The organism is Sphingobium sp. SA2 (assembly GCF_032227065.1).
GTDB lineage: Bacteria > Pseudomonadota > Alphaproteobacteria > Sphingomonadales > Sphingomonadaceae > Sphingobium.
In genome coordinates this window covers 1,723,582-1,745,142 of record NZ_JAPMXX010000006.1, presented here as the reverse complement: position 1 = coordinate 1,745,142, position 21,561 = coordinate 1,723,582, and the positions used below count along the sequence as shown (strand labels likewise).

At 62.8% G+C, this 21,561-nt stretch carries 21 protein-coding genes and 2 tRNA genes; 13 read left to right on the top strand and 10 right to left on the bottom strand.

Translation table 11 applies throughout. The annotated features are described in order from the left end of the window. Positions 1–7 precede the first annotated feature (7 nt). The 6 genes from qhpC to OVY48_RS16235 form a co-directional block, all read right to left on the bottom strand. Complete coding sequence (qhpC, locus tag OVY48_RS16260) at positions 8–367, bottom strand: quinohemoprotein amine dehydrogenase subunit gamma (protein WP_313923594.1); 360 nt, start codon at positions 365–367, stop codon at positions 8–10. Further along, positions 364–1,818: a quinohemoprotein amine dehydrogenase maturation protein gene (gene peaB / locus OVY48_RS16255; RefSeq protein ID WP_313923593.1), complete on the bottom strand. Its 1,455-nt coding sequence runs from the start codon at positions 1,816–1,818 to the stop codon at positions 364–366. Before peaB ends, qhpC begins: the two co-directional genes overlap by 4 nt. Further along, on the bottom strand, positions 1,815–3,545 hold the full coding sequence (gene peaA, locus OVY48_RS16250) for a quinohemoprotein amine dehydrogenase subunit alpha (protein WP_313923592.1): 1,731 nt from the start codon (positions 3,543–3,545) through the stop codon (positions 1,815–1,817). The genes peaB and peaA overlap by 4 nt, the downstream gene beginning before the upstream one ends. A 135-nt stretch (positions 3,546–3,680) precedes the next feature. After that, positions 3,681–5,153 carry an agmatinase family protein gene (locus OVY48_RS16245; RefSeq protein WP_313923591.1) on the bottom strand — a complete coding sequence of 491 codons (1,473 nt, stop codon included), beginning with the start codon at positions 5,151–5,153 and terminating at the stop codon, positions 3,681–3,683. 13 nt (positions 5,154–5,166) lie between these two features. Further along, the gene (locus OVY48_RS16240; RefSeq protein ID WP_313923589.1) at positions 5,167–6,516 is read right to left on the bottom strand and encodes an agmatinase family protein; all 1,350 of its coding nucleotides are present in this window, start codon (positions 6,514–6,516) and stop codon (positions 5,167–5,169) included. After that, entirely contained in the window at positions 6,516–7,961 is a 1,446-nt protein-coding gene (locus OVY48_RS16235) for an agmatinase family protein (protein ID WP_313923588.1), read from the bottom strand. Before OVY48_RS16235 ends, OVY48_RS16240 begins: the two co-directional genes overlap by 1 nt. A gap of 377 nt (positions 7,962–8,338) precedes the next feature. Here OVY48_RS16235 and OVY48_RS16230 point away from each other — a divergent pair, with 377 nt between their 5' ends. Next, the gene (locus OVY48_RS16230) at positions 8,339–10,717 is read left to right on the top strand and encodes a TonB-dependent receptor (protein WP_313923587.1); all 2,379 of its coding nucleotides are present in this window, start codon (positions 8,339–8,341) and stop codon (positions 10,715–10,717) included. A gap of 93 nt (positions 10,718–10,810) precedes the next feature. On the opposite strand, the gene OVY48_RS16225 is transcribed toward OVY48_RS16230, so the two are convergent. Beyond that, positions 10,811–11,770 (bottom strand): bile acid:sodium symporter family protein, encoded by a 960-nt coding sequence (locus OVY48_RS16225; RefSeq protein ID WP_313924816.1) that lies wholly within the window; start codon positions 11,768–11,770, stop codon positions 10,811–10,813. Positions 11,771–12,013: 243 nt separating this feature from the next. Between OVY48_RS16225 and OVY48_RS16220 the strand changes: the two genes are divergently transcribed. Then, on the top strand, positions 12,014–12,775 hold the full coding sequence (locus OVY48_RS16220) for an enoyl-CoA hydratase-related protein (protein WP_313923586.1): 762 nt from the start codon (positions 12,014–12,016) through the stop codon (positions 12,773–12,775). On the opposite strand, the gene OVY48_RS16215 is transcribed toward OVY48_RS16220, so the two are convergent. From OVY48_RS16215 to OVY48_RS16205, 3 genes are all read right to left on the bottom strand, one after another. Continuing rightward, positions 12,772–13,674, bottom strand: a complete 903-nt coding sequence (locus tag OVY48_RS16215) for a DMT family transporter (RefSeq protein ID WP_409593701.1) — start codon at positions 13,672–13,674, stop codon at positions 12,772–12,774. The two genes, OVY48_RS16220 and OVY48_RS16215, sit on opposite strands and share 4 nt — an antisense overlap. 85 nt (positions 13,675–13,759) lie before the next feature. Further along, a complete protein-coding gene (locus OVY48_RS16210) occupies positions 13,760–14,074 on the bottom strand; it encodes a hypothetical protein (RefSeq protein ID WP_313923585.1) in 315 nt (104 codons plus the stop codon). A gap of 69 nt (positions 14,075–14,143) precedes the next feature. Next, positions 14,144–14,656, bottom strand: coding sequence for a MarR family winged helix-turn-helix transcriptional regulator (locus tag OVY48_RS16205; RefSeq protein ID WP_051519788.1), 513 nt, complete (start codon positions 14,654–14,656; stop codon positions 14,144–14,146). A 124-nt stretch (positions 14,657–14,780) separates the two neighbouring features. On the opposite strand from OVY48_RS16205, the gene OVY48_RS16200 reads away from it, so the two are divergent. From OVY48_RS16200 to rplA, 11 genes are all read left to right on the top strand, one after another. Next, a tRNA-Gln gene (locus OVY48_RS16200) sits at positions 14,781–14,855 on the top strand. 71 nt (positions 14,856–14,926) lie between these two features. Further along, positions 14,927–15,922, top strand: a complete 996-nt coding sequence (locus OVY48_RS16195; RefSeq protein WP_313923583.1) for an aspartate carbamoyltransferase catalytic subunit — start codon at positions 14,927–14,929, stop codon at positions 15,920–15,922. Continuing rightward, the gene (locus OVY48_RS16190; protein WP_313923582.1) at positions 15,919–17,142 is read left to right on the top strand and encodes a dihydroorotase; all 1,224 of its coding nucleotides are present in this window, start codon (positions 15,919–15,921) and stop codon (positions 17,140–17,142) included. The genes OVY48_RS16195 and OVY48_RS16190 overlap by 4 nt, the downstream gene beginning before the upstream one ends. 106 nt (positions 17,143–17,248) lie before the next feature. Then, entirely contained in the window at positions 17,249–17,428 is a 180-nt protein-coding gene (locus OVY48_RS16185; RefSeq protein WP_313923580.1) for a hypothetical protein, read from the top strand. Between the two features lie 101 nt (positions 17,429–17,529). Continuing rightward, positions 17,530–17,898 carry a hypothetical protein gene (locus tag OVY48_RS16180; protein WP_313923579.1) on the top strand — a complete coding sequence of 123 codons (369 nt, stop codon included), beginning with the start codon at positions 17,530–17,532 and terminating at the stop codon, positions 17,896–17,898. A gap of 159 nt (positions 17,899–18,057) precedes the next feature. Beyond that, positions 18,058–18,975, top strand: coding sequence for a YihY/virulence factor BrkB family protein (locus OVY48_RS16175; protein WP_313923578.1), 918 nt, complete (start codon positions 18,058–18,060; stop codon positions 18,973–18,975). Positions 18,976–19,028: 53 nt separating this feature from the next. After that, a tRNA-Trp gene (locus OVY48_RS16170) sits at positions 19,029–19,104 on the top strand. Between the two features lie 170 nt (positions 19,105–19,274). Then, positions 19,275–19,481, top strand: a complete 207-nt coding sequence (secE, locus tag OVY48_RS16165; RefSeq protein ID WP_037472331.1) for a preprotein translocase subunit SecE — start codon at positions 19,275–19,277, stop codon at positions 19,479–19,481. A 39-nt stretch (positions 19,482–19,520) separates the two neighbouring features. After that, complete coding sequence (nusG, locus tag OVY48_RS16160) at positions 19,521–20,057, top strand: transcription termination/antitermination protein NusG (RefSeq protein WP_037472329.1); 537 nt, start codon at positions 19,521–19,523, stop codon at positions 20,055–20,057. 265 nt (positions 20,058–20,322) lie between these two features. Then, entirely contained in the window at positions 20,323–20,754 is a 432-nt protein-coding gene (rplK, locus tag OVY48_RS16155; protein WP_037472327.1) for a 50S ribosomal protein L11, read from the top strand. A gap of 5 nt (positions 20,755–20,759) precedes the next feature. Beyond that, positions 20,760–21,458, top strand: a complete 699-nt coding sequence (rplA, locus tag OVY48_RS16150; RefSeq protein WP_037472325.1) for a 50S ribosomal protein L1 — start codon at positions 20,760–20,762, stop codon at positions 21,456–21,458. Positions 21,459–21,561: the final 103 nt, after the last annotated feature.

Sequence of the window (21,561 nt, the reverse complement as noted above, 5' to 3'; positions counted from 1 at the left end):
GCGCGCCTCATGGAAAAACGAGATCAAGACTGCGCCAGTCCTTCGTGGCGGTGGCGCAATTGCTGGCCCAGTCGGGGGAGTAGTTGACATGGTCGGGCACCTGCACCGGCCAGAAACAGGTGACATAGCAGTCGTAAATGTCGCGCTCGACCGGCTGGCAAAGGCCCGCCGTGCCGCCGCCTGCATCGACTTCCCAGCCGGGCGAAAAAGAGAGAGAACAGCCCATCGGTACATGCGGGCGCGGGGCCTGCTGAAGGGCGACGACATCCTCCTCCATGTCGGCGTCGGGCGATACCGCTGCCTTCATCTGCGTCACGGCCTCGTCGATCCGCTGCGCCTTTTTATTGATGGCCCGAAGATGCTTCATGACAGCCCCTTTCTTTCGGCAAAGCGTTCGAGGAAGCCTGGATTACGCACCGACAGCACGCCGTAGATGCGCAGGCAAGTGTCGGTCCACTGGCGTATCCAGTCGCAATAATGGAGGTTGGCATGGCCCGTGTCGCCATAGCGCACGAACGCCTCATGGTGGCACCCACCCGCGCAGAGCGGCCGCGCCCAGCAGCTTTGGCAATCATATTTCGCCTCGACATGCCCCTTGGCCAGAAACTCGCCCTGCTTGGCGCGGTCGATGCCGCTGGAGACATGGCCCATGCTGTGCGTGTCGGCATCGGTGAACCGGTGGCAGGGCGACAGGTCGCCCGATGGGCTGACCCCCATCAGGCCCAAGCCTGCGCCGCATGGATGCGATTTGTTGACGCCCGAAATCAGCTCGCTGATCGTTTCGCTGACATTGGTGAAGCCGTGGGACTCACCGCGGAGGGCATATTCGAGCCATTCTTCGGCTAGCAGGTTGAACTGCGCCAGCACGCTGTCCATGCCATTGCCGTCGAGCGAATAGGCGCGCTCCTCCCCCGTCGTGACCGGCGCAAAGCCGACTTCGTGGAAGCCCAGATCATCCTTCAGATGGCGGAATATGCGGACCACATCAGTCACACCCTCGGTCAGCGTCACCCGCGCGGTGATGGCGCGCGTTTTGTGATGCGTGATCAGCGTGCGCAGCCGCGGTTCGATGACCGCATAGCTGCCCTTGCCATTCTTGTAGACGCGATGCTTGTCCTGCAATTCCGGCGGGCCGTCCATGCTGACGGTCACGCCGACCCGATTGTCCGACAGGAAGGTGACGATCTCCGGCGTCAGCAGCGTCGCATTGGTGGTCAGGCTATAGGTGATCGCTTTCCCCGCCGCTGCGGTCGCTGCATTGGCATAGTCCACTACATCGCGCAGCAGCTTGAAGTTCATCAGCGTTTCGCCGCCGAAGAAGGTGATATGCACCGCCTTGCGCCCGACCGCCTCGGCGATGAGCAGGTCGACCGACGCCTTGGCCGTATCCAGCGTCATATATTTGGGCTTGCCCGCGGGCGTCGCAATCTTGTCCGCGCCAAACTCATAGCAATAGGTGCAGGCGAGGTTGCACTGGTTGGTGACGTTGAGAACCAATGCCTGCAGCGGGAAGTCGGCGGGCGGCGCCTGCGGCACTTCCGCTACCGGCATGCCATGGCCGAGATGAATGAGCCGCGCCTGCCGCAATTCGCGCACCAGCCCGTCGGCTTCCTCCTGCGCCCGCCCTTCGCTCACCAGTTCGCGCACCAGCATGGCGTGGGTGAGTTCCTGCCCATCCAGCCGGTCGAGCACCGCGCGGACATCCGCGTCGATTTCGAAGATCGCGCCCGCGCTGACGAGGTAGACGAAGTCCCTGCCGCCTGCATCGAAGCCATGATATTCCGCCCGGCGATAGGTGGGTGCCTGCATCACGGTCATTGCGACACCTCCGGTTGATCCCATTTCTGATAGGCGGGCACGGTCACCACCATATAGGCGCGCGCACTCAGCGGCTTGCCGAACTTGTCCTTCTCGCTCTTGGCCGTCGCGACGACCCAGACGTCGCCATAATTGTTGCGACCAAAGCGGCGTTCGGGGTTCGGCCCTTCGACATTGGGGGTGAACAAAGCGGCGGGACTGAGCGCGCCAACATATTTGGCGTCGTCGTCATAATAGACCGCCAGGAATTCCTGCGTCGACCAGGTGACATCGACCGGACCGACCACGACGTCATCGGGCGTTCCCTGCTTCCCATCCATGCCATTTTCGAAGCCGATCGCCTCGAACTGGGCATAGCCCTTGGGGAATTTGATCCCGCCGAGGCGCGACACGGCCGTTTCGGGTGTCACCTTGATATAGTCGATCTTGCTGTACACCGGATAGGCCTTTTCCAGCACCGCGCCGCCGATCGCGACGTCGCGCTGCCCCGATGGCGCGTTCGCGGCGACATCGGCGGTCACGACCAGTTCCTGCGGATTGGCCGAAACGATCTTCGTCGCGGTGACGCCTGCACCCAGGTCGATGTCGGAAGCGGACAGCGAAGCGGACATGTTATGGCCTATTATGCGGAACTGCGCGCCCTTGGTTCCGGCCTTGACCGGCCCCGGCACGACCGCGAGCACGGCGGGCGCGGCGGTGGCGCGGATCAGTTTCACGTCGAGGCCGAATTCCTGATAGTCGCCCCAATACCAGCGACCTTGTGCGCTTTGCTGATCGGGCGCGAACCACATGGTTTCGCGCGCGGCGCTGGCGAGATCGTCGGGCTTGCCTGCGGCGGCCGCGCCCTTGGACGAGCCGCGCCAGCTATAGCCAGCATAGACGATGCCAGCGCCGCTGCGGCTGACGGTTCCACCATTGGTCAGCGACTTGAGGGTGCTGCTGGTAACGAACTCGTCGGCACTCTTGCCGGGCTTGACGCTGAACGCCCCCACGAAGCGCCCCTGCCCCGGTGCGGAGGCCACGACCAGCCATTCGCCCGCCAGGCGCGGCACGCTCTGACGCGATCGCCAGGCGGCCCATTCGGGCGTGTGCAGCGGCGCGGCCTTGGCCATATAGCCCAGTGCATATTCGCCGCGCAGCATCTTGTCCTTGGGATCGCGGCCCGCAGGCTGCTCACTGTCCTCGGCCGGGCGGCGATATTGGGCGTCCGCCTGCGAATACATGGCGACGTGCAGATCCTGCAGCGACTTCCATTCCGTCTTGGACCGACGCCAGGATAGCGGCTGGGCGAAGCTGTGGCAGACGGCGCAGGCGCCGCGCATCGTTTCGTTGGGGATGTTGGTTTCGTCGATTGTACGCTTTTCGGCGAGATACATGACCGGCAACGCCTCTTGCGGTGCGAGGCCATGCGAGGCGGACAGCGATTTGACCACGGCGCGGGATTCTTCGGGTGTGATCGGCAGGCCGTTGAGGCGCACCATCCGCTTGATCACCTGCGCCCAGCCTTCGGGCGTGGTCCGCACCCAGCTGATCCGCGACATATTCCCCTTGGCATCGAGCGCGTGGCAGGCGCCGCATTTCTCCTGAACCAGCGGGTCAGTGACCGGAATGCCCGGATCGCTTTCCTTCATCGCCACGCCGTCCGGCCCGCCATCCGCCTGGGCAAAGACGACCGACGCGGAGAACAGGGCCAGCAAGCCGAATTTCGAGACCGTTGTCCGCTTCACCCTATGTCCCCCTTTACGCGATCCCTGTCCGCGTCGACCCAGAGCCTAGGCAGGTGCCCCGGCAGCGCCATTGCCCAAATGACGTATGGCCCGATGACAATCCGCCATATCAAACTGGACGACCGTCAAGATTTTTCAGCTTTTCTTCTGCGGCCCGTAATGTGCGTCCTGGCCATGTTCGACCGACACCGGGTTGAAATAGCCGGGCGGCAGGCCTTTCTTGCGCATCGCGATGCCCGCCAGACAGGCGTTCAGCAGATAATTGCTGTTGAGCGCGGTCTTGTAGCTGGTGTCGAGATAAGGGGCGACTTCGACGATATCGATGCCGGCAATGTCATTCTCCGCACACAGCCGCCGCATGATCGGCTGCGCCTCCCGCATGGTCAGGCCGCCGGGAACCGGCGTGCCGGTGCCGGGCATGAAGGCGGGGTCCAGCACATCGACGTCGAACGAGATCCACAGCTTCTTGGTGTTGGTCCGTGCTTCCTTGAGCGCGCGTTCCATCACCTTTTCCCAGCCCCATTTCTCGACTTCGACCATCGTGTGATATTTCATGCCCTTATTGCGCATCCACCCGAATGTTTCGAGGTCCGGCCCGCGTGCGCGCAGCCCCACTTGGACATAATCCTGCGGGCGGACATGCCCCTCATGCAGCACGCGATAGACTGGCGATCCATGGGTGATCCAATGGACGCCGTTGCGACCGACATCATAATGGCTGTCGAAATGGACGACGCCGACATTGCCCTTGCCATGGACATCGGCGGCGGCGGCGACATTGGGATATTCCAGACTATGATCGCCGCCGATGACGATCGGGATCGCGCCCGTCTGCGCGATTTCGCGCACCATCTCGCGGACATGGGCGACCGATCGCTCCGTGCTGTTCTGGTCGATCGCGATATCGCCATAATCGACGATCTCCAGCACGGAGCTGGGGTTGATCATCGAATACATGTCGTTGCCGCCCGCCCCGCCGGTCATGCGCAAAGCGCGCGGCCCGTCGATCGCGTTGCGCCAGCCTGAACCCATGTCCAGCGGTGCGCCGACGATAGCAACATCGACCTTGCCCGCGCGCAGATCTTCGGGCGTCATCGCGACGGGCGCCCCCGCGAAGGTCGCAAAGCCGCCGCGCCGCCCGCCGATATAGCGGCCCAGGTCCATCGGCCCCGGATCACGCTTGGGGTCCATGACCAGCGGCCGCTTGGCCTTCCACGCGTTGAACCAGGCCGATCGGGTATCGAGCGGGATCGTCTTGGCGTCGCGCCCTTCCTTATATTCGACCTGCTCATGCAGCGCCGCGATCGCGTCGATATAGGTGACCAATTCGGCGGCGGGCAGCGTGCGGATGCGGTCGAACAACACGTCCTTTTCGACGTAACGCCCTGTGCGCCCCTGCTTGATGAGCGCGACCTTTTCCGGCGCGATGCCGGTCAGCTTGGCCGCGACATCGGCGGGAAGCTCCACGGGCTTGGGTTCGCCCATGATGTCTTCCTGCGGGATGGGCGGTGGCGGGTTGGGCGTGTCGAACGCATCCCCCGCCAGAACGGAGGTCGCGGCAGCGGCCGCCGCCATGCTCCATCCGGTTATGGCGTTGATCGACGGCATCGCTTCTTCTCCCTCAACGCTTGGCGGTCTTGACCGGCATGCCCGTCTTGCGCATCGCGATGCCCGACAGGCAGGCATGCAAGATGTAATTGGCGCTCATCCGGCTGACATAGGTCGGGTCCAGGATCGGCGCGGCGTCGAGCAGGTCGAAACCGACCACCTTGGTCTGGGCGCAGAGTTGCCGCACCATCGGGATCGCTTCCCGCATGGAGATGCCGCCCGGCACCGGTCGCCCGGACGCGGGCGCATCACCCGGATCCAGCACGCTCATGTCGAACGAGATGAAGATGTTTTCCGGCCCGCCTTTGAGGCCGGAGAGGATATCGTCGGTCACCGCCTGCCAGCCGCGCTCCGTCACGGCCGCGGTGGACAGGATGCGCACGCCGCTGTCGGTCAGCCGCTTTTGCGTGGCGACGTCCGCGCCGCGCCCGCGCAGGCCCACCAGCGTCACGTCGCTGCCGCGCAACAGATTCTGTTCCATCAGCCGGGTCAGCGTCTGCGTATCGGAAATCATATGCGCGTCGTTCAGGTCGGCATCGGCATGCGCATCGAACTGCACCAGCGCCACCTTGCCCGCGCCATAGGTGTCCACCATCGCCGCGACGTCGGGGAACATGACCGTATGATCGCCGCCGACGATGAAGGGGATCGTGCCTACGCTTGCCATCTCAGCGATCATCGCGCGGATATGATCGAGCCCCCGGTCCGGCGCCATATAGTCGGGCGTCAGGTCGCCATAGTCCGCGATCGACAGGATGAGGCCCGGATCGATCCCGCCATCGGCATCCGCCCCGACCAGCCCATCCATGCCGCGCAGCGCCATTGGCGCATGTTTGGCGTCGCGCCAGCCCGACGAGAAATCGAGCGGCACGCCGACAAAGGCGACCTCCACCTTGCCCGCGACAAGATCCTCCTTGCGGATCGCGACGGGCGCATCGGCGAAGGTCGGGATGCCGCCCTTCTGGAACTGATAGCGTTTCAGGCTGAACGGCCCGTCGTCGCGCTTCAACTTGTCGAACAGTTTGGGGCGAACGGTGGTGCCCGCATTCCATCCGCGCGCCTGCGGGTTGAGCGCGATCTCCGACGGGTCGCGCCCGGCTTTGAACTTGCTGTCCTCGACCACCGCCATCAGCGCGGTGGCATAGGCATCGACATCAGCGGCGCTGCGCCCGGTGAGCGCGACCTGGAGTTTCTCCGCCGTCAGGCCAAAGCGCGTCAGCATCACGGGATCGGACAGAAACGCCTTCTTTTCCGGCGACAATGTGGCGAGCGGGTCGCTGGCCTGCGCATGGGCCGGGCCGCACAGGGTTGCGATCGCCAGGGCAGCGGCGGCGCACCGCGCCAGCAAGGGGGTGCGTGCCATCAATTCTTCTTCCCATAATAGCTGTCGAGGCCGTGATCGACCGAGACAGGGTTGAGATAGCCGGGCTTCAAGCCCTTCTTGCGCATGGCGATCCCCGCCAGGCAGGCGTTCAACAGGAAATTGCTGTTGAGCGCGGTCTTGTAGCTGGTGTCGAGATAGGGCGCGACTTCGACGATATCGATGCCGGCAATGTCATTTTCCGCGCACAGGTTGCGCATGATCGGCTGCGCCTCCCGCATCGTCAGCCCACCGGGGACCGGCGTGCCGGTGCCGGGCATGAAGGCCGGGTCCAGCACGTCGATGTCGAAGCTGATCCACAATTTCTTGGTGCTGCCGCGTGCTTCCTTGAGCGCGCGGGCCATCACCTTGTCCCAGCCCCATTTCTCGACTTCGACCATCGTGTGGTATTTCATGCCCTTGTTGCGCATCCAGCCGAACGTCTCCAGATCCGGCCCGCGCGCGCGCAGGCCCACCTGGATATAGTCGCTGGCGCGGACATGGCCTTCGTTGATGACGCGATAGACCGGCTGGCCATGGTCGAGCAGATGAACGCGGCCGCGACCAATGTCATAATGGCTGTCGAAATGGATGACGCCGACATTGCCCTTGCCATGCACATCGGCGGCGGCGGCGACATTGGGATATTCCAGGCTATGGTCGCCGCCGATGACGATCGGGATCGCGCCGGTGCGCGCGATCTCCGCCACCATTTCCCGCACATGATCGACGCTGCGCTCGGTGCTGTTCTGGTCGATGGCGATATCGCCATAATCGACGATCTTGAGCGCGGCATTGGGGTTGATCATCGAATACATGTCGTTGCCGGCCGCGCCCCCGGTCATCCGCATCGCACGCGGCCCGTCGATCGCGTTGCGCCAGCCCGACCCCATGTCCAGCGGCGCGCCGACGATCGCGACATCGACCTTGCCCGCTTTCAAATCCTCCGGCGTCATCGCCACCGGCGCGCCCGCAAAAGTCGCAAAGCCACCGCCCCAGCCGCCGACATAGCGCGTCAGTTCGATCGGCCCGACGTCCCGCTTGGGGTCCATACTGTTCGGTCGCCTGGCCTTCCAGGCGTTGAACCAAGGGGAACGGGTGTCGAGCGGGATCGCCGCGACATCGCGCCCGGCCTTGAACTCGACCTGGGCATGGAGCGCCTGCATCGCGTCGATATAGGCGCTGATTTCTTCGGGCTTGCCGGTGCGGATGCGGGCGAAGAGCGCGTCCTTTTCGACATAGCGCCCGGTCACGCCGCTCTTGAGGAAATCGATCTTCGCCTTGTCGACGCCTGCCAGTTTGGCCTCGACATCCTTGGGCAGTTCGAGCGGCTTGGGCCGTCCCATATCATCCTCGGCCGGCATTTGCGGCGCGGGTGTTCCTGCATTGGGCATTTGCAGCGGCAGGTCGCCCGCGACCGCAGCCCCGATGGCCGCGATCCCGGCCATGCTCCATCCTGTGACGGCGCTCAAAGACGGCATGTCATTCTCCGGCCCGGTCCACCGCAATCGCGCGATGCGGGCATAGGCAACAGATATGGAGCAGGTTTTCCCGCCCCTCGCCCAAGGGGTAGGCGGGGACGGTCCCCAAGCCCAATGGGGCATTTGACGTAGGATAGGCCCATGGTGACCCGGACGAACAGGCTACGTCAAATGCCCCATGTCTGACTGCCTGCGCACTCCATAGCCTCTACCCCAGATCAGAAGAAAAGGAGGCGGCAGTCCGTGCCGTCCGATGCCAGCCGCTGCCGCCGCACCAAGCGCGGGGCGGTCGATCCGGGAGGGGATCGAAAGCAGGGAAGACAATGGACAAAAAGGGGAAGACCATGTCGTATCGCGCAAAACTCAAAATGGGGCTGCTGTCCGCCACCATCATATCGGGCGCCGCCTTCGCCACGCCGGTCCTGGCACAGGAGCCGCAGGCCGCCGCCGACGCAGAAAGCGACGTCATCGTCGTCACCGGCACCCGCCGCTCCACCACGCTGATGGAAACGCCGATCAATATTTCGGCCGTAGGTGCCGAGCAACTCGCCAATGAGCGCATTGACGACATTCGGGACATTGCGGCCTTCACGCCCGGCGTTACCATCACCGATACTGGTCCCTATGGCGCGGCGAACATCGTCATGCGCGGCCTGTCGGCCAGCGACACCAGTTCAACAGGCGGCAACAGCGATACTGCCATCGGCATTTATTTGGGCGATGTACCGCTTTATACCGACTATAAATTGATCGACCTGGAGCGCGTAGAAACGCTGCTAGGGCCTCAGGGTACGCTTTATGGTCTGGGCACTTTGGCGGGCGCGATCCGCTACATTCCCAATCGGCCCGACCCAACGAAATTCAGCGGCGAAGTTTATGGCCGCCTCTATGATGTCGCCCATTCGAAGGGGCTTGGCTATGTCGGCTATGGCGTCCTGAACCTCCCGATTGTTGCGGACTCTATCGCCTTCCGCACAGTGACCGGCTATTATTATGATCCCGGCTTTATCGATTATCCCTTCCTGCTCAAGGAACCGGGCGTCTCGTTGCCCCAGCCAGGTGGGGTGGACAATCCCATGGGCAGTGATGCTGACAAAGCGGCCAACTTTGCCGGCAAGAAGGATCTGAATTTCGAGAAGACCTTCACCAGCCGCAACCAATTGGGCTTCGTCAGTCCTGACTTCGAAGCCTATTTCACCTATGCCTTCCAGCAGACCAAGACCGGCGGACGTCAGGCAACCGGTGGAAACATCGTAGGCGAAGGCAAATATGAAGCGCCATGGCGGTCCGAAGAACCGTCCAAGCGTACATCGCACCTCATCTCGCTCGAAGTGCAGGGCAACATCGCGGATGTCGCTCAAGCCGTGTTCGTCTCCGCCTACACCAACAAAAAGCGCCGCAGTTCCGTTGACGTCACCGATCTGTTGCTCGATCTCGATTATGACTACGAACTCTTCCCCGCCTTCAACGGCTATACCCGCTCACGCGGTACGGACGAGCAATATAATCAGGAAGTTCGCCTCATCTCCACCCATGGCGGTCCATTCAGCTGGGTCGTGGGCGGCTTCTGGAATCGACAAAGTACAGCTTCGGACTATCGTGAAATCGTCCCCGGCTATCCAGCCTATGCAGGCATCGATCGTCCCGACGAGGTCGAATATGCATCCTATGTCAACACCAAGCTCGATGAGAAGGCGATCTTCGGCGAAGGCAGTTTCAAGATCACACCGGAATGGCAGGTCACGGCCGGTATCCGTTATTTCAAATATCAGGCCGATGTCATTGGCGGCACCGCGTTGCCGTTGTTCCAGACCTTTCCTGCCATCAACTTCCGGTCGCGCGCAGGCGAAACGGGCCAGGATGGGACGGTTTGGAAGTTCAACACTTCCTACAATATCACGCCGGACTTGATGATATGGGGCACATATTCGAAAGGCTACCGCATCGGCGGCGTCAACCGGGTTGCGCCCTGCGTATTGCCGCTCGATCCTGATAAGCAAAATTTGTGCGCGCTGGAAAATGAGCTTTTCTACGGCCCCGATGAAGTGAAGAACGCCGAAATCGGGGTTCGCGCGCAATTGTTCGATCGTAAACTGTCAGTGAGCTTGTCAGCATTCCAGATCAAATGGGAAGGGATTCAGCTTGATGGCCAGACGGTCAACGGTGCGATCGGTATCATCTCCAATGGCGGTGCTGCGGAGTCCAAGGGGATAGACCTCTCCTTCGATGCCCGTCCGATCGAAGGTCTCAGCATCCGGGGCAATTATAGCTATCTGGACGCGAAACTGACCGAAGACGTACCCGCGCTTCTGTCTGTCCAGGGCGGCGACCTAGTCGATGTCTTTGCGGGCGATCGCTTGCCGGGTTCGACCAAGAATAGCGGTGCGATCGGCGTGACTTACGAAATGCCGATGGGCGACAACGCGTTGGTACTGGGCTGGACGACCACCTATTCCGGCGGCATTTATACTCGACCAGGCCTTCGTGGTGGCGGTGAACGCATTCCGTCGTACACCATGAGCCGCGCCAACGTGACCTATAAGACCGAGGCATACGAAATCGGTGTGTTCGCCAATAATATCTTCGATAAATATGCGATCACTGGCGTGGGTAACGACCTGACCCGCTACGGTTTCGTCAATGATGGCGTGATCTATCGTGGCTACGCCCAGTCCGTCGCACAGCCCCGCGTCATCGGTATTGAAAGCCGCGTGCGGTTCTGATGATCGATCCTCCCTGCGCACAAAAGCGTGGGGAGGAAACCCCCACTGAAACGAAAGGGGCGGAAGGCGCAACATCGCGCTTTCCGCCCTTTGTCATTCAGCGACCTGCGCCCCATAGCGCCGCGCCAGCACGGCGCAGACCATCAGCTGGATCTGGTGGAACAGCATCAGCGGCAGCAGGATCGGCCCGACGGCCGCCGCGGGAAACAACACGCCCGCGATCGGAACGCCGGTCGCCAGGCTTTTCTTCGACCCGCAAAATTGCAGCACGATCGCATCTTCGCGGCTTAGTCCGATCAGCCGCCCCAGTCCGAACGTAAGAACCAGTACGGTTGCCAGCATGAGGCAGCAGACACCCGCCAGCAGCGCCAGTTCGCCGCCCGACACGCTCTGCCACAGCCCCTCTACGACGGCCGCCGAGAAAGCGGCATAGACGACCAGCAGGATCGATCCACGATCCACCCATCCGATCTTCGCCTTGTGCCGCGCCACGAACCCGCCAATCCAAGGTCGCGCCAAATGGCCGACCAGAAAGGGCAGCAGCAGTTGCAGCACGATCCCCTCGATCGACGCCAGCGACACGCTCGCCCCGCCCTGCCGCATCAGCAGCGCGACCAGCAGCGGCGTCGCGACGATGCCGAGCAGATTGGAGAAGGACGCGCTGACCACAGCGGCGGCGACATTGCCCCGTGCGATCGCGGTAAAGGCGATCGACGACTGCACGGTCGAGGGCAGCAGCGTCAGGAACAGCAGGCCCACGCGCATGTCATCGGGGATGATACCGATCTGCTGGGTCGCGAGGCCGATCAGTGGGAACAGGAGGAAGCTCGTCCCCAGCACCGCCAGATGCAACTTCCACGCCCGCGTCCCGTCCCAGATCGCCGCACGCGACAATTTCGCGCCATGCAGAAAAAAAAGCAGCACGATGCCAGCGTCCGCCAGCATCCCGGTGATCTGCGCGCCCTCGCCGCGTGCAGGCAGGATCGACGCTAGGGCAACGGTTGCCAGCAGCAGCAACAGGAAAGGATCGAGGGCTTGGCGCAGTCGGTTCATCATGAAGCTAGGCCTTGGGCTGACAGACGGCGGGGGGATAGACGCGGCCCGCCGCTTGCGCCAACAGTTTCGCCAGAGACATGCAGGCGTGGTCAGTGATCTGGATGGTAAGCTGTTCCCCGGCGAAGGCCGGGGCCCAGTTCAGAGCGTGGGACTGGACCCCGGCCTTCGCCGGGGAACAATAGTCTCCATCGTCCGATCAATGCCCATCGGTAGTGACAGAGACATAAGGGAGAGCGCATCGTGAGCGAGTCCATCGCGATCATCGAAGATATCGCCGGCGTCATCGAAATCCATATCGACCGCCCCGACAAGAAGAACGCCCTGACCGCCCCCATGTATCATGCGATGACTGCCGCGCTGGCCGATGCGTCGGCGCGCGCGAACATTGCGGTGGTACTGTTCACCGCCAATGGCGACGCCTTCTGCGCGGGCAACGACCTCAAGGACTTCATGGCCGGGCCGGAGGGCGGCGCGGCGGCGTTCGCCTTCATCCGCGCCATCGCCGCCTTCGACAAGCCGATCGTCGCCGCCGTGCAGGGATTGGCCGTAGGGGTCGGCACGACGATGCTGCTCCATTGCGACCTCATCTATGCCGCGCCCGACGCCCGCTTCATCATGCCCTTTGTCAATCTGGGGCTGGTCCCCGAAGCCGGGTCGAGCCTGCTTGCGCCTGCAACGCTGGGCCATGCCAAGGCGGCGGCGATGCTGATGCTGGGCGAGCCGATGGATGCCGAGGCGGCCGATCGCGCGGGGCTGGTCACGGCGGTCGTGCCCGCCGACGGACTGCTGGCGCATGCGCGCGCAAAGGCCAGAATATTGGTGGCTAAGCCGCCCCAGGCGCTCGCCACCACCCGCCGCTTGATGAAGGGCGATCCGGCGGCACTCACCGCCCGGATCGAGGAAGAAGCGGGGTTGTTCCGCGATACGCTGCGATCCGCCGAAGCGCAGGAAGCCTTTGCCGCCTTCTTCGAAAAGCGCGCGCCGGTGTTTCGGCGGGGCTAGGTCGAGGCGCGGTCGCGCTTTCCGAACCGCATTTCGCTCACGATCATGGCGGCGACGATCAGCAGGCCGCCCGCCAGCGCCAAAGGCGGCATGCGATCGCCCGCGATCCGCCCGATGATCCCGGCCCAGACCGGCTCGCCCGCGTAGATCAGCGTGGCGCGGGTCGGCGACACGCTGCGCTGTGCCCAGTTCATCACGAACTGGATGAGCGCCGTGACCAGCCCCAGCCCGCAGGCCGACAGGATGACCGTCCAGGACAAGGGCGGCACCGCTTCTCCGGCCGGGACCATGCAGGCGAAGGCCAGCAGCGCGGTCACGGCCAACTGCACCAGCGTCACGCGCGCGACATTCACGCGCCCCGCCCACAGGCTGATGCAAATGATCTCCAGCGCGATGGCGAGCGTGCTGATCAGGGTCAGCACCTCTCCCGTGCCCAGCGCCATCCCCTCCTGCGGCGCGGCGATCAGCATGAGGCCAGCGAACGCCAGGGCGACCCCGACCCAGCTGGCGATTCGCGGTCGCCTGCGCAGGATGATCCATTGAAGGATCGGCACCAACGGGACATAAGCGGCGGTGATGAAGGCAGACGTGCTGCTCGATATGGTTTGCAGGCCCCAGCTCTGGAGCGAATAGCCCGCAAAAATGCTAAGGCCAATCATGAGGCCAGCACCAAGTTCCTGCCGCGTGAGGCCGCGCAACAGCGGCCAGGCAAGCGGCAGAGTGACGAGCGTCGCCGTCCCGAAGCGCAATCCCACGAAGAAAAATGGACCCGATTCGCGCATCGCATGATGCACGATCAGGAATGTGCCGCCCCACAGGATGGTAATGCCGATCAGGGCGAGTTCGGCACGGCCGATCATCAGGCGGGTGCTAGTTGGGGCGGGCGCAGCGGACGACATAATGCCGCGCTGTCCGCAATACAGCGCGCCGTCAAGCGCGCGCATGGGCCACGCATAACCGCACAGTCATGCGTGGCCCATCGAATCAGTCGTTCTTGAGGTCGCTGCCCGCTTCCTGCAGCGTATCGCCGACATCGCGCTTGGCTTCATCCGCCGTGCGATCCGCATCCTCAGCCGCTTCGTCGGTCGCAGCACCCATCCGCGCCGCGCCATTGTCGATCGCACGGCCCGCATCATCCAGCCCGTTGTCGATCGTGTCGCCCGCGCGATCCATCGCGCTGCTCATGTCGTTGCCGATCGCCGAACCGGCATTTTCGATGCTGTCCTCGGTCTTTTCCGAACAGGCCGACAGGCTGACCGCCGAAACGACCGCCAGTGCGGCGAGAAATTTGTGACGCATGATGGCTCCTCTTGCCAATGAATGGAGTCCGATAAGCGCAGGAAGGCCGATTAGGTTGCGTCCCGTGCGCTATCGCCCGCGCAGGCCGAACACCATCGAACGATCCGATTCGGGGATCAATCCTTCCAGCACACGCCAGAATCCGGTGACCGATCCCTGCCCTGCCTGCGCATAGGCCGCTGCCATTTTTTCCCGCAACGCCCGGAACAGCTCGGCCTCTAGCGCCGCCCCTTCCGCGCTGAGCCGCAGCAATTTTTGCCGCCGGTCGCTGGCCCCCGGCCGCGTCTCGATATAGCCGCGCTCGATCAGGTCGTTCAGTACCCGGCCCAGCGATTGCTTGGTGATGGACAGCAGCCGCAGCAGATCCTTGACGGTCAGGTCGGGCTGGCGCGAGATGAAATAGAGCGCGCGATGATGCGCCCGCCCCAGCCCTTGCGCCGCCAGCCCCTCGTCGATCGAGCGGGTCAGCGCGGAATAGCCGAAATAGAGCATTTCGATGCCGCGCCGGATTTCATCCTCGCGCAGGAAGAGCGGCGATGCAGGCGCCATCTGCGCGGATGTGGGGGAGGAGGAAGCGGACATGGTTGTGGTAATCCGGTACGAAGCCAAGAAGCGTCATAGTGCCGTCGCGAAACTGTGATGACTAGGCTTTCCTTTCGCGCCCGACGCGCTATATGGCGACCCGCGCCGACGATGGTCGGCCTGCTGGGGCGTCGCCAAGCGGTAAGGCAGCGGCTTTTGATGCCGCCATGCGCAGGTTCGAATCCTGCCGCCCCAGCCAATCCTTCTTCTCTACGCCATCCCGCCGCGCGCCAGCTTGCCCTTCGCGTCCTGCTGTCCTAAAGCGCGGCCATGCCCGACATCACCGCCGCGCCGCTTTCGTCTGACCTCACCGGTCGGGCGCTGTTTCCGCATCGGCATTTGCTGTCGATCGCTGACTTGAAGCCTTGGGAAATCCGCTTCCTGCTGGACGAAGCCGAGCAATGGGCGACGGCCAATCGCGGCAAGGCGCGCAAGCATGACGATCGGCTGGCGGGCATGACCCAGATCAACGCTTTCTTCGAAAACAGCACGCGCACTTTGCTGTCGTTCGAGATTGCGGGCAAGCGGCTGGGGGCGGATGTCGTCAACATGCATGCGGGCCAGTCGAGCGTGAAGAAGGGCGAAACGCTGATCGACACGGCGATGACGCTCAACGCCATGGCCGCCGATGTGCTGGTCATCCGCCATGCCAGTTCGGGTGCGGTCGCGCTGATCGCGGACAAGGTGGACTGTGCGGTGCTGAACGCTGGCGATGGCTGGCATCAGCATCCGACGCAAGCGCTGCTCGACGCGCTCACCATCCGGCGGCGCAAGGGCGGGTTCGAGGGGCTGATCGTCGCCATTTGCGGCGATGTGCTGCATAGCCGCGTGGCGCGGTCGAACATGCTGTGCCTCGCCGCGCTGGGCGCGCAGGTGCGCGCGGTTGCGCCGCCCACGCTGATGCCGCCTGAGGTCGAGATGCTGGGCGCGACGCCCTTCACCCGGCTGGACGAAGGTCTGGAGGGCGCGGACGTGGTGATGATGCTGCGGCTTCAAAATGAGCGGATGGACGGCGCGTTCATCCCTTCGGCACGCGAATATCATATGCTCTATGGGCTGACACCCGAACGGCTGGCGATCGCCAAACCCGACGCGATCGTCATGCATCCAGGGCCGATGAACCGGGGCGTGGAAATTACCAGTAACGTTGCCGACGATCCCGATCGGTCGGCGATCACCGAACAAGTCGAGATGGGCGTCGCCATCCGCATGGCGTGCCTGGACGTGCTGACGCGGCGGGCGCGCGGCGTGGAGGGATGGGCATGACCAAGATCGCCATCATCAACGGCCGCCTCGCCGATCCGGCGGGCGACGCGCTCGTCCCCGGCGCGATCCTGATCGAGGGCGACCGCATCGTCGCGTCCGGTGACGTCACGCTGCCCGACGACGCGCAACGGATCGACGCGGCGGGGCTGGTCGTCGCGCCGGGCCTCGTCGACCTTGGCGTGTTCGCCACCGACAAGCCCGCTTTCCATTTCGGCGGAATCACCCGCGCGGCGCTGATGCCCGACCAATCCTCGCTGCTCGATGATGCTGCATTGATCCGGCAGGCGACGCGCGCGGGCAAGCCCGATTTCTGGGTCCACCCCATCGCCGCCGCCACGCGCGGCCTCAAAGGCACCGAACTGGCCGAGATCGGCATGATGCAGGCGGCAGGTGCCAAGGCGGTCGGCACGGGTCGCCAGTGGATCGCCGATTCGGGCGTGATGCTGCGCGTCCTGTCCTATGCGTCGGGCCTTGGCCTCACTGTCATATCCCATGCCGAAGATAGCGGGCTGACCGCGCGCGCGGTCGCGACCAGCGGCGAAACCGCCACGCGGCTTGGCCTGCCCCACGCTCCCGCCTGCGCCGAAGCGATGGCGATCGCGCGGGACGTGCTGCTCGCGCGCCACACGGGCGCGGCGATCCATTTCCGGCTGGTGACGACCAAGGCGGGCTTCGACCTCATCCGCGCGGCCAAGGCGGAAGGGCTGCGCGTCACCTGCGGCATCAGCCCCGCCTATCTGTTCCTGGCCGACAATGCCGTCACCGATTTCCGGACCTTCGCCCGCCTCTCCCCCCCGCTCCGTTCGGAGGATGACCGCAAGGCGTCGATCGCGGCGGTGGCCGACGGCACGGTGGACGTCATCACCTCTAGCCACGATCCGCGCGGGGCGGAGGACAAGCGCCTGCCCTTCGCCGACGCCGCACCGGGCATGGCCGGGGCCGAGACGCTGCTGGCGCTTTCGCTCAATCTGGTGCGCGAGGGGCATGTGAGCATTAACCGGCTGATGACCCTGCTCTGCGCCAATCCCGCGCGGATATTGGGCGTCGATGCCGGCCATTTCGCGCCGGGCAGCGCCGCCGACCTGATCTTCATCGATCCCGACGCGCCGTGGATCGTGGATTCGGCCAGGATGGCGGCGGCGGCGGGCAATACCCCATTCGACCGCATGCCGGTACAGGGCCGCGCGCGGCGGATCATGAAGGGTGGGGTGTTCCTGTAGGGGGTAGGATCGAAGGGAGGCCCTTTACAGACATTTGTTGCCGTTGCCGTCCTCTTATAGACTTGCCGATTGCGGACATGTTTTTGCTCTGGCACGATCTGCCGTCATGAGCAGAAGCAAGCATCAAACTTTGAAGAGCATCTCAGGTAATCAGTCCAAAGGCGAGGTTGATGCCATGTTCGCTGAGGGTGATCACGACGCGATGGAATGGGTCGAAAAAGGACGAATAAAAGTCGCTGAGATGCACAGGCGCAATGCCGATAAGGTCACTAAGAAAGCGGATTGATCAGGATCGAGCATTTTTGCCGTTAAAGGCTGCTCAGGGCATCACTAATTGCAGACGTTCGGCAACGAGCTACAAAGACACGTTCCCTTGGAGCTGCTCGAATGCGTTCAACAACTTGTCTCGTTTTTATTGTGATGTTGGGCCTGCTGGCGGGATGTGCAACATCCTCAGCGCAGCATCAATTTTCGGAGCGCGGTATCACCGGGCCTGAAGGTTACACGGTCGATTGGGACGTGCCAGAAACAGGCACTTACTGGCTGCCAAAGGAAACTGAAAACGAAACAAAAATCGCCTCTGAAATTTGCAAGGCGAATATAAGCGTTTTCATTTACCACCACATGCCGCGTCCGCCACAATTCAGCTATATCGGTTTTCGTTTCGACGAAGCGACCGATGACGCTGCGAGATCGTGCCTCATTGCTAGGCTCAAAGCAGTCCCCTCACTGACCATGCATCCGAAGAGGCGATGAACTCGCCGCTACGATTTGGCGGCAGTAATCGTTCGACTGGCACCAAAAGCCGCCTTTCCGCTAACCACCCCTTTCCCGGCGTCGCTAGAAACGACCCAAGCTGCGGCGGAACCCCCTCCCCCTTCATGCGCTTGCCCTATGGAGCAGCAGGGGACGTCCATGACCGAGAAGATCGCGCAGCAGGTGCATGTCGATGCGCCGTGGAAAATTCCGCCACGGGCCTGGTGGGAAATATTGAAGCGCGTCTATGCGTCGCTCGGATCCAATAATGTCGGTCTACTAGCTGCGGGCGTTGCCTATTATGCCTTTCTCTCGATCGCGCCGATGTTCGCCGCCGTCGTGCTGACCTATGGCCTGTTCGGCGATCCGGCGATGGTCGGGCGGCATATGCAGGCGATCATCGCCGTCGTGCCCACCGACGCCGCCCAACTCATCAACGATCAGTTGCTGGGTGTCGTCAGCACCGCCAAGCCTGCAATCGGTTTCGGCCTGCTGACCGCCCTCGCCATCGCCGTCTATGGCGCGACGCGCGCGGCGTCGGCGGTGATGCAATCGCTCAACATCGTCTATGGCCAGCTTGAACGGCGCAATATCTTTGCCTTTTACCGCGTGTCGCTGGGCATCACCTGTTCGGCCGTACTGGTCGTGGTAGCGGGCGTGTTCACTGCGACGGTGATCGGCCTCATCCAGAAATTCCTGACCGACTGGGGACCGGGCGTGCTGTTCGCGATCAAGGCTGCGACCTGGATTTGTGCGGGGTTGCTCGCCAGCGTCATCTTCGGCCTCATCTACCGCTTCGGCCCCAATCGCCAACAGGCGCAGTGGCAATGGCTGACGGTCGGGTCGGTCACGGCGACGCTGTTCTGGCTGATCGTGACGCTTGGCGTGTCCTTCTACGTCTCGACCTTCGGCAATTATAACGAGACCTATGGATCATTGGGCGCGGTCGTCGTGCTGCAGCTATGGCTGTTCGTTTCCGCTTACGTCGTATTGCTCGGCGCGCAGATCAATGCGGAAGCGGAGCGGCAGACCAGCGTCGATACCAGCGTTGCCACGCCCGTAACGGATGCTGCATAATCCTGCTTGCCCTACCACCCATGCCACGCTAAAGCGCCCTCCTTCGCCGGCACAGGAGTGTAGCTCAGTTGGTAGAGCGTCGGTCTCCAAAACCGAATGCCGTGGGTTCGAGTCCCTCCACTCCTGCCAAGCGCCAAGTCCGCTAAACCTTGTAGTATCAGGGTTTCGCGACTAGGTGCGCAGGCGAACATGTGTCGCGAAGCATGCGGCCGCTTCCCCCGGACGTCCCATAGGACGGGAACGGGAGGGCGGACTGTTGCTTCGCGAATTGGCGTTGGTTTTGAAGATAGAGGCAGGCGATGGCGAAGGTATCCCCCGGCGAATTCGTCAATCAGGTGAAGACCGAAGCGTCGAAGATCGTGTGGCCTACCGGCCGCGAAACGATGATGACCGGCGTGATGGTCGTCATCATGACGACGCTGCTCGGCCTGTTCTTCTTTGGCATCGATACCTTCTTCGGCGCGATCGTCCAGTGGCTGCTGGGCCTTGCGGCGGGTCAGGCTTGAGCATGGCAGCCTTGGTTTTTGGGAGTTTGACACGGTAACATGGCGCGCTGGTACATCATCCACGCCTATTCGGGCTTCGAGAACAAGGTCAAGGAATCGATCCTGTCCGAAGCCGAGCGCATGGGCCTCACCCAATTGGTCGAACAGGTCGAAGTGCCCGTTGAAACCGTCACCGAAGTCAAGCGCGGCAAGAAGGTCCAGGTCGAACGCAAGTTCATGCCGGGCTATGTCCTCGCCAAGCTGGCGATGAACGACGATATTTATCACCTGGTCAAGAACACGCCCAAGGTGACTGGTTTCCTGGGGTCGATGGGCAAGCCGCAGGCGATCAGCGAGACCGAGGCTGCGCGCTATTTCGGCGCCCGCAAGGAAGCCGAAGCCGCACCCAAGCACAAGGTCAGCGTCGATTACGAAATCGGCGACAGCGTCAAGGTGCTCGACGGTCCCTTCGCCAGCTTCAACGGCGTGGTCGAGGAACTGGATTTCGAAAAGAACCGGGTCAAGGTGTCGGTGTCGATCTTCGGTCGCGCAACGCCTGTGGAACTGGATTTCGAACAGGTCGAACTATCGAAATAACGATGTTTCCGTCACCCCGGACTTGATCCGGGGTCCATGAGCCTCAGCGCGGCAGGAACAAGCCAGCGTAGAGCAAATGGATCCTGACTTTCGTCAGGATGACGGAGAAGAAGATTTTTCGTTTCGTCAGCTTTGGCTGGCATGACGATCAAAGAGATTTCCGGGCAACCGGGAATGGATGCGGGAGAAGGTCTGGCCTTCGTTTGGACCGCTAAACTTGAACCGGGCGCGCCTTCGGGTACGCCCAGCAACAGAGTGAGTGACAATGGCCAAGAAGATTACGGGCTACATCAAGCTCCAGGTGCCCGCTGGAGACGCCAAACCTGCACCGCCGATCGGCCCAGCACTGGGTCAGCGCGGCGTGAACATCATGGAATTCTGCAAGGCGTTCAACGCCCAGACCGCTGGCGTCGAAAAGGGCACCCCCCTGCCGACGATCATCACCGTCTATGCCGATCGCAGCTTCACCTTCACGATGAAGCAGCCGCCTGCCACCTTCCTCATCAAGAAGGCGATGAACCTCAAGTCGGGTTCCAAGGAACCGGGCAAGATCGTCGCTGGCAAGATCACCCGTGCGCAGCTGGCGGAAATCGCCCAGGCCAAGATGGTTGACCTGAACGCGAACGACATCGACGCTGCAACGAAGATCATCGAAGGCTCCGCTCGCGCGATGGGCCTCGACGTGGTGGAGGGCTGATTATCATGGCAAAGCTGACCAAGAAGGCGAAGGCGCTGGCCACCGCGGTTGACCGCGAAAAGCTGCACGGCGTTGACGAGGCCCTGGGCCTGATCAAGACCCATGCGACCGCCAAGTTTGACGAAAGCGTCGAAATCGCGATCAACCTGGGCGTTGACCCCCGTCATGCGGACCAGATGGTCCGTGGCGTCGTCACCCTGCCCGCAGGTACCGGCAAGGACGTTCGCGTCGCCGTGTTCGCGCGCAACGAAAAGGCACAAGCCGCGCTCGACGCCGGTGCCGACATCGTGGGTGCCGAAGACCTGCTGGAATCGATCCAGGCTGGCAACATCGATTTCCAGCGCGTCATCGCGACGCCGGACATGATGGGCCTGGTCGGTCGCCTGGGTAAGATCCTCGGTCCCAAGGGCCTGATGCCGAACCCCAAGCTCGGCACCGTGACCCCGAACGTCGCAGAAGCCGTGAAGGCCGCCAAGGGTGGCCAGATCGAATTCCGCGTCGAAAAGGCCGGTATCATCCATGCGGGCCTGGGCAAGTCGAGCTTCACCGCCGAAGACCTGCGCAAGAATTTCGACGCTTTCGTCGATGCGATCGTCAAGGCAAAGCCGACCGGTTCGAAGGGCAAATATGTCCGCAAGATCGCCCTGTCGTCTTCGATGGGTCCGGGCGTGAAGGTCGACGTGGCAGAAGTCGCCGCCGTCTGATTTTCATGCTATAGACTAAGGACAAGCCTCTTTCCTCGAAATGGGGAAGGAGGCTTTCCTGTTTTCAAATGATCCTCCCCTGACCGGGAGGCAGCTGGCGGAA

Bases quoted from the DNA above. Each gene is read 5' to 3' on its own strand.
- OVY48_RS16215 (WP_409593701.1), bottom strand. From the start codon at position 13,674: ATGTCGTCCGCTGCGCCCGCCCCAACTAGCACCCGCCTGATGATCGGC.
- OVY48_RS16175 (WP_313923578.1), top strand. From the start codon at position 18,058: ATGACCGAGAAGATCGCGCAGCAGGTGCATGTCGATGCGCCGTGGAAA.
- OVY48_RS16230 (WP_313923587.1), top strand. From the start codon at position 8,339: ATGTCGTATCGCGCAAAACTCAAAATGGGGCTGCTGTCCGCCACCATC.
- OVY48_RS16205 (WP_051519788.1), bottom strand. From the start codon at position 14,656: ATGTCCGCTTCCTCCTCCCCCACATCCGCGCAGATGGCGCCTGCATCG.
- secE (WP_037472331.1), top strand. From the start codon at position 19,275: ATGGCGAAGGTATCCCCCGGCGAATTCGTCAATCAGGTGAAGACCGAA.
- OVY48_RS16235 (WP_313923588.1), bottom strand. From the start codon at position 7,961: ATGGCCGGGATCGCGGCCATCGGGGCTGCGGTCGCGGGCGACCTGCCG.
- OVY48_RS16225 (WP_313924816.1), bottom strand. From the start codon at position 11,770: ATGAACCGACTGCGCCAAGCCCTCGATCCTTTCCTGTTGCTGCTGCTG.
- OVY48_RS16185 (WP_313923580.1), top strand. From the start codon at position 17,249: ATGAGCAGAAGCAAGCATCAAACTTTGAAGAGCATCTCAGGTAATCAG.
- OVY48_RS16210 (WP_313923585.1), bottom strand. From the start codon at position 14,074: ATGCGTCACAAATTTCTCGCCGCACTGGCGGTCGTTTCGGCGGTCAGC.
- OVY48_RS16240 (WP_313923589.1), bottom strand. From the start codon at position 6,516: ATGGCACGCACCCCCTTGCTGGCGCGGTGCGCCGCCGCTGCCCTGGCG.
- OVY48_RS16180 (WP_313923579.1), top strand. From the start codon at position 17,530: ATGCGTTCAACAACTTGTCTCGTTTTTATTGTGATGTTGGGCCTGCTG.
- peaB (WP_313923593.1), bottom strand. From the start codon at position 1,818: ATGACCGTGATGCAGGCACCCACCTATCGCCGGGCGGAATATCATGGC.
- qhpC (WP_313923594.1), bottom strand. From the start codon at position 367: ATGAAGCATCTTCGGGCCATCAATAAAAAGGCGCAGCGGATCGACGAG.
- nusG (WP_037472329.1), top strand. From the start codon at position 19,521: ATGGCGCGCTGGTACATCATCCACGCCTATTCGGGCTTCGAGAACAAG.
- rplA (WP_037472325.1), top strand. From the start codon at position 20,760: ATGGCAAAGCTGACCAAGAAGGCGAAGGCGCTGGCCACCGCGGTTGAC.
- OVY48_RS16190 (WP_313923582.1), top strand. From the start codon at position 15,919: ATGACCAAGATCGCCATCATCAACGGCCGCCTCGCCGATCCGGCGGGC.
- OVY48_RS16195 (WP_313923583.1), top strand. From the start codon at position 14,927: ATGCCCGACATCACCGCCGCGCCGCTTTCGTCTGACCTCACCGGTCGG.
- rplK (WP_037472327.1), top strand. From the start codon at position 20,323: ATGGCCAAGAAGATTACGGGCTACATCAAGCTCCAGGTGCCCGCTGGA.
- OVY48_RS16245 (WP_313923591.1), bottom strand. From the start codon at position 5,153: ATGCCGTCGATCAACGCCATAACCGGATGGAGCATGGCGGCGGCCGCT.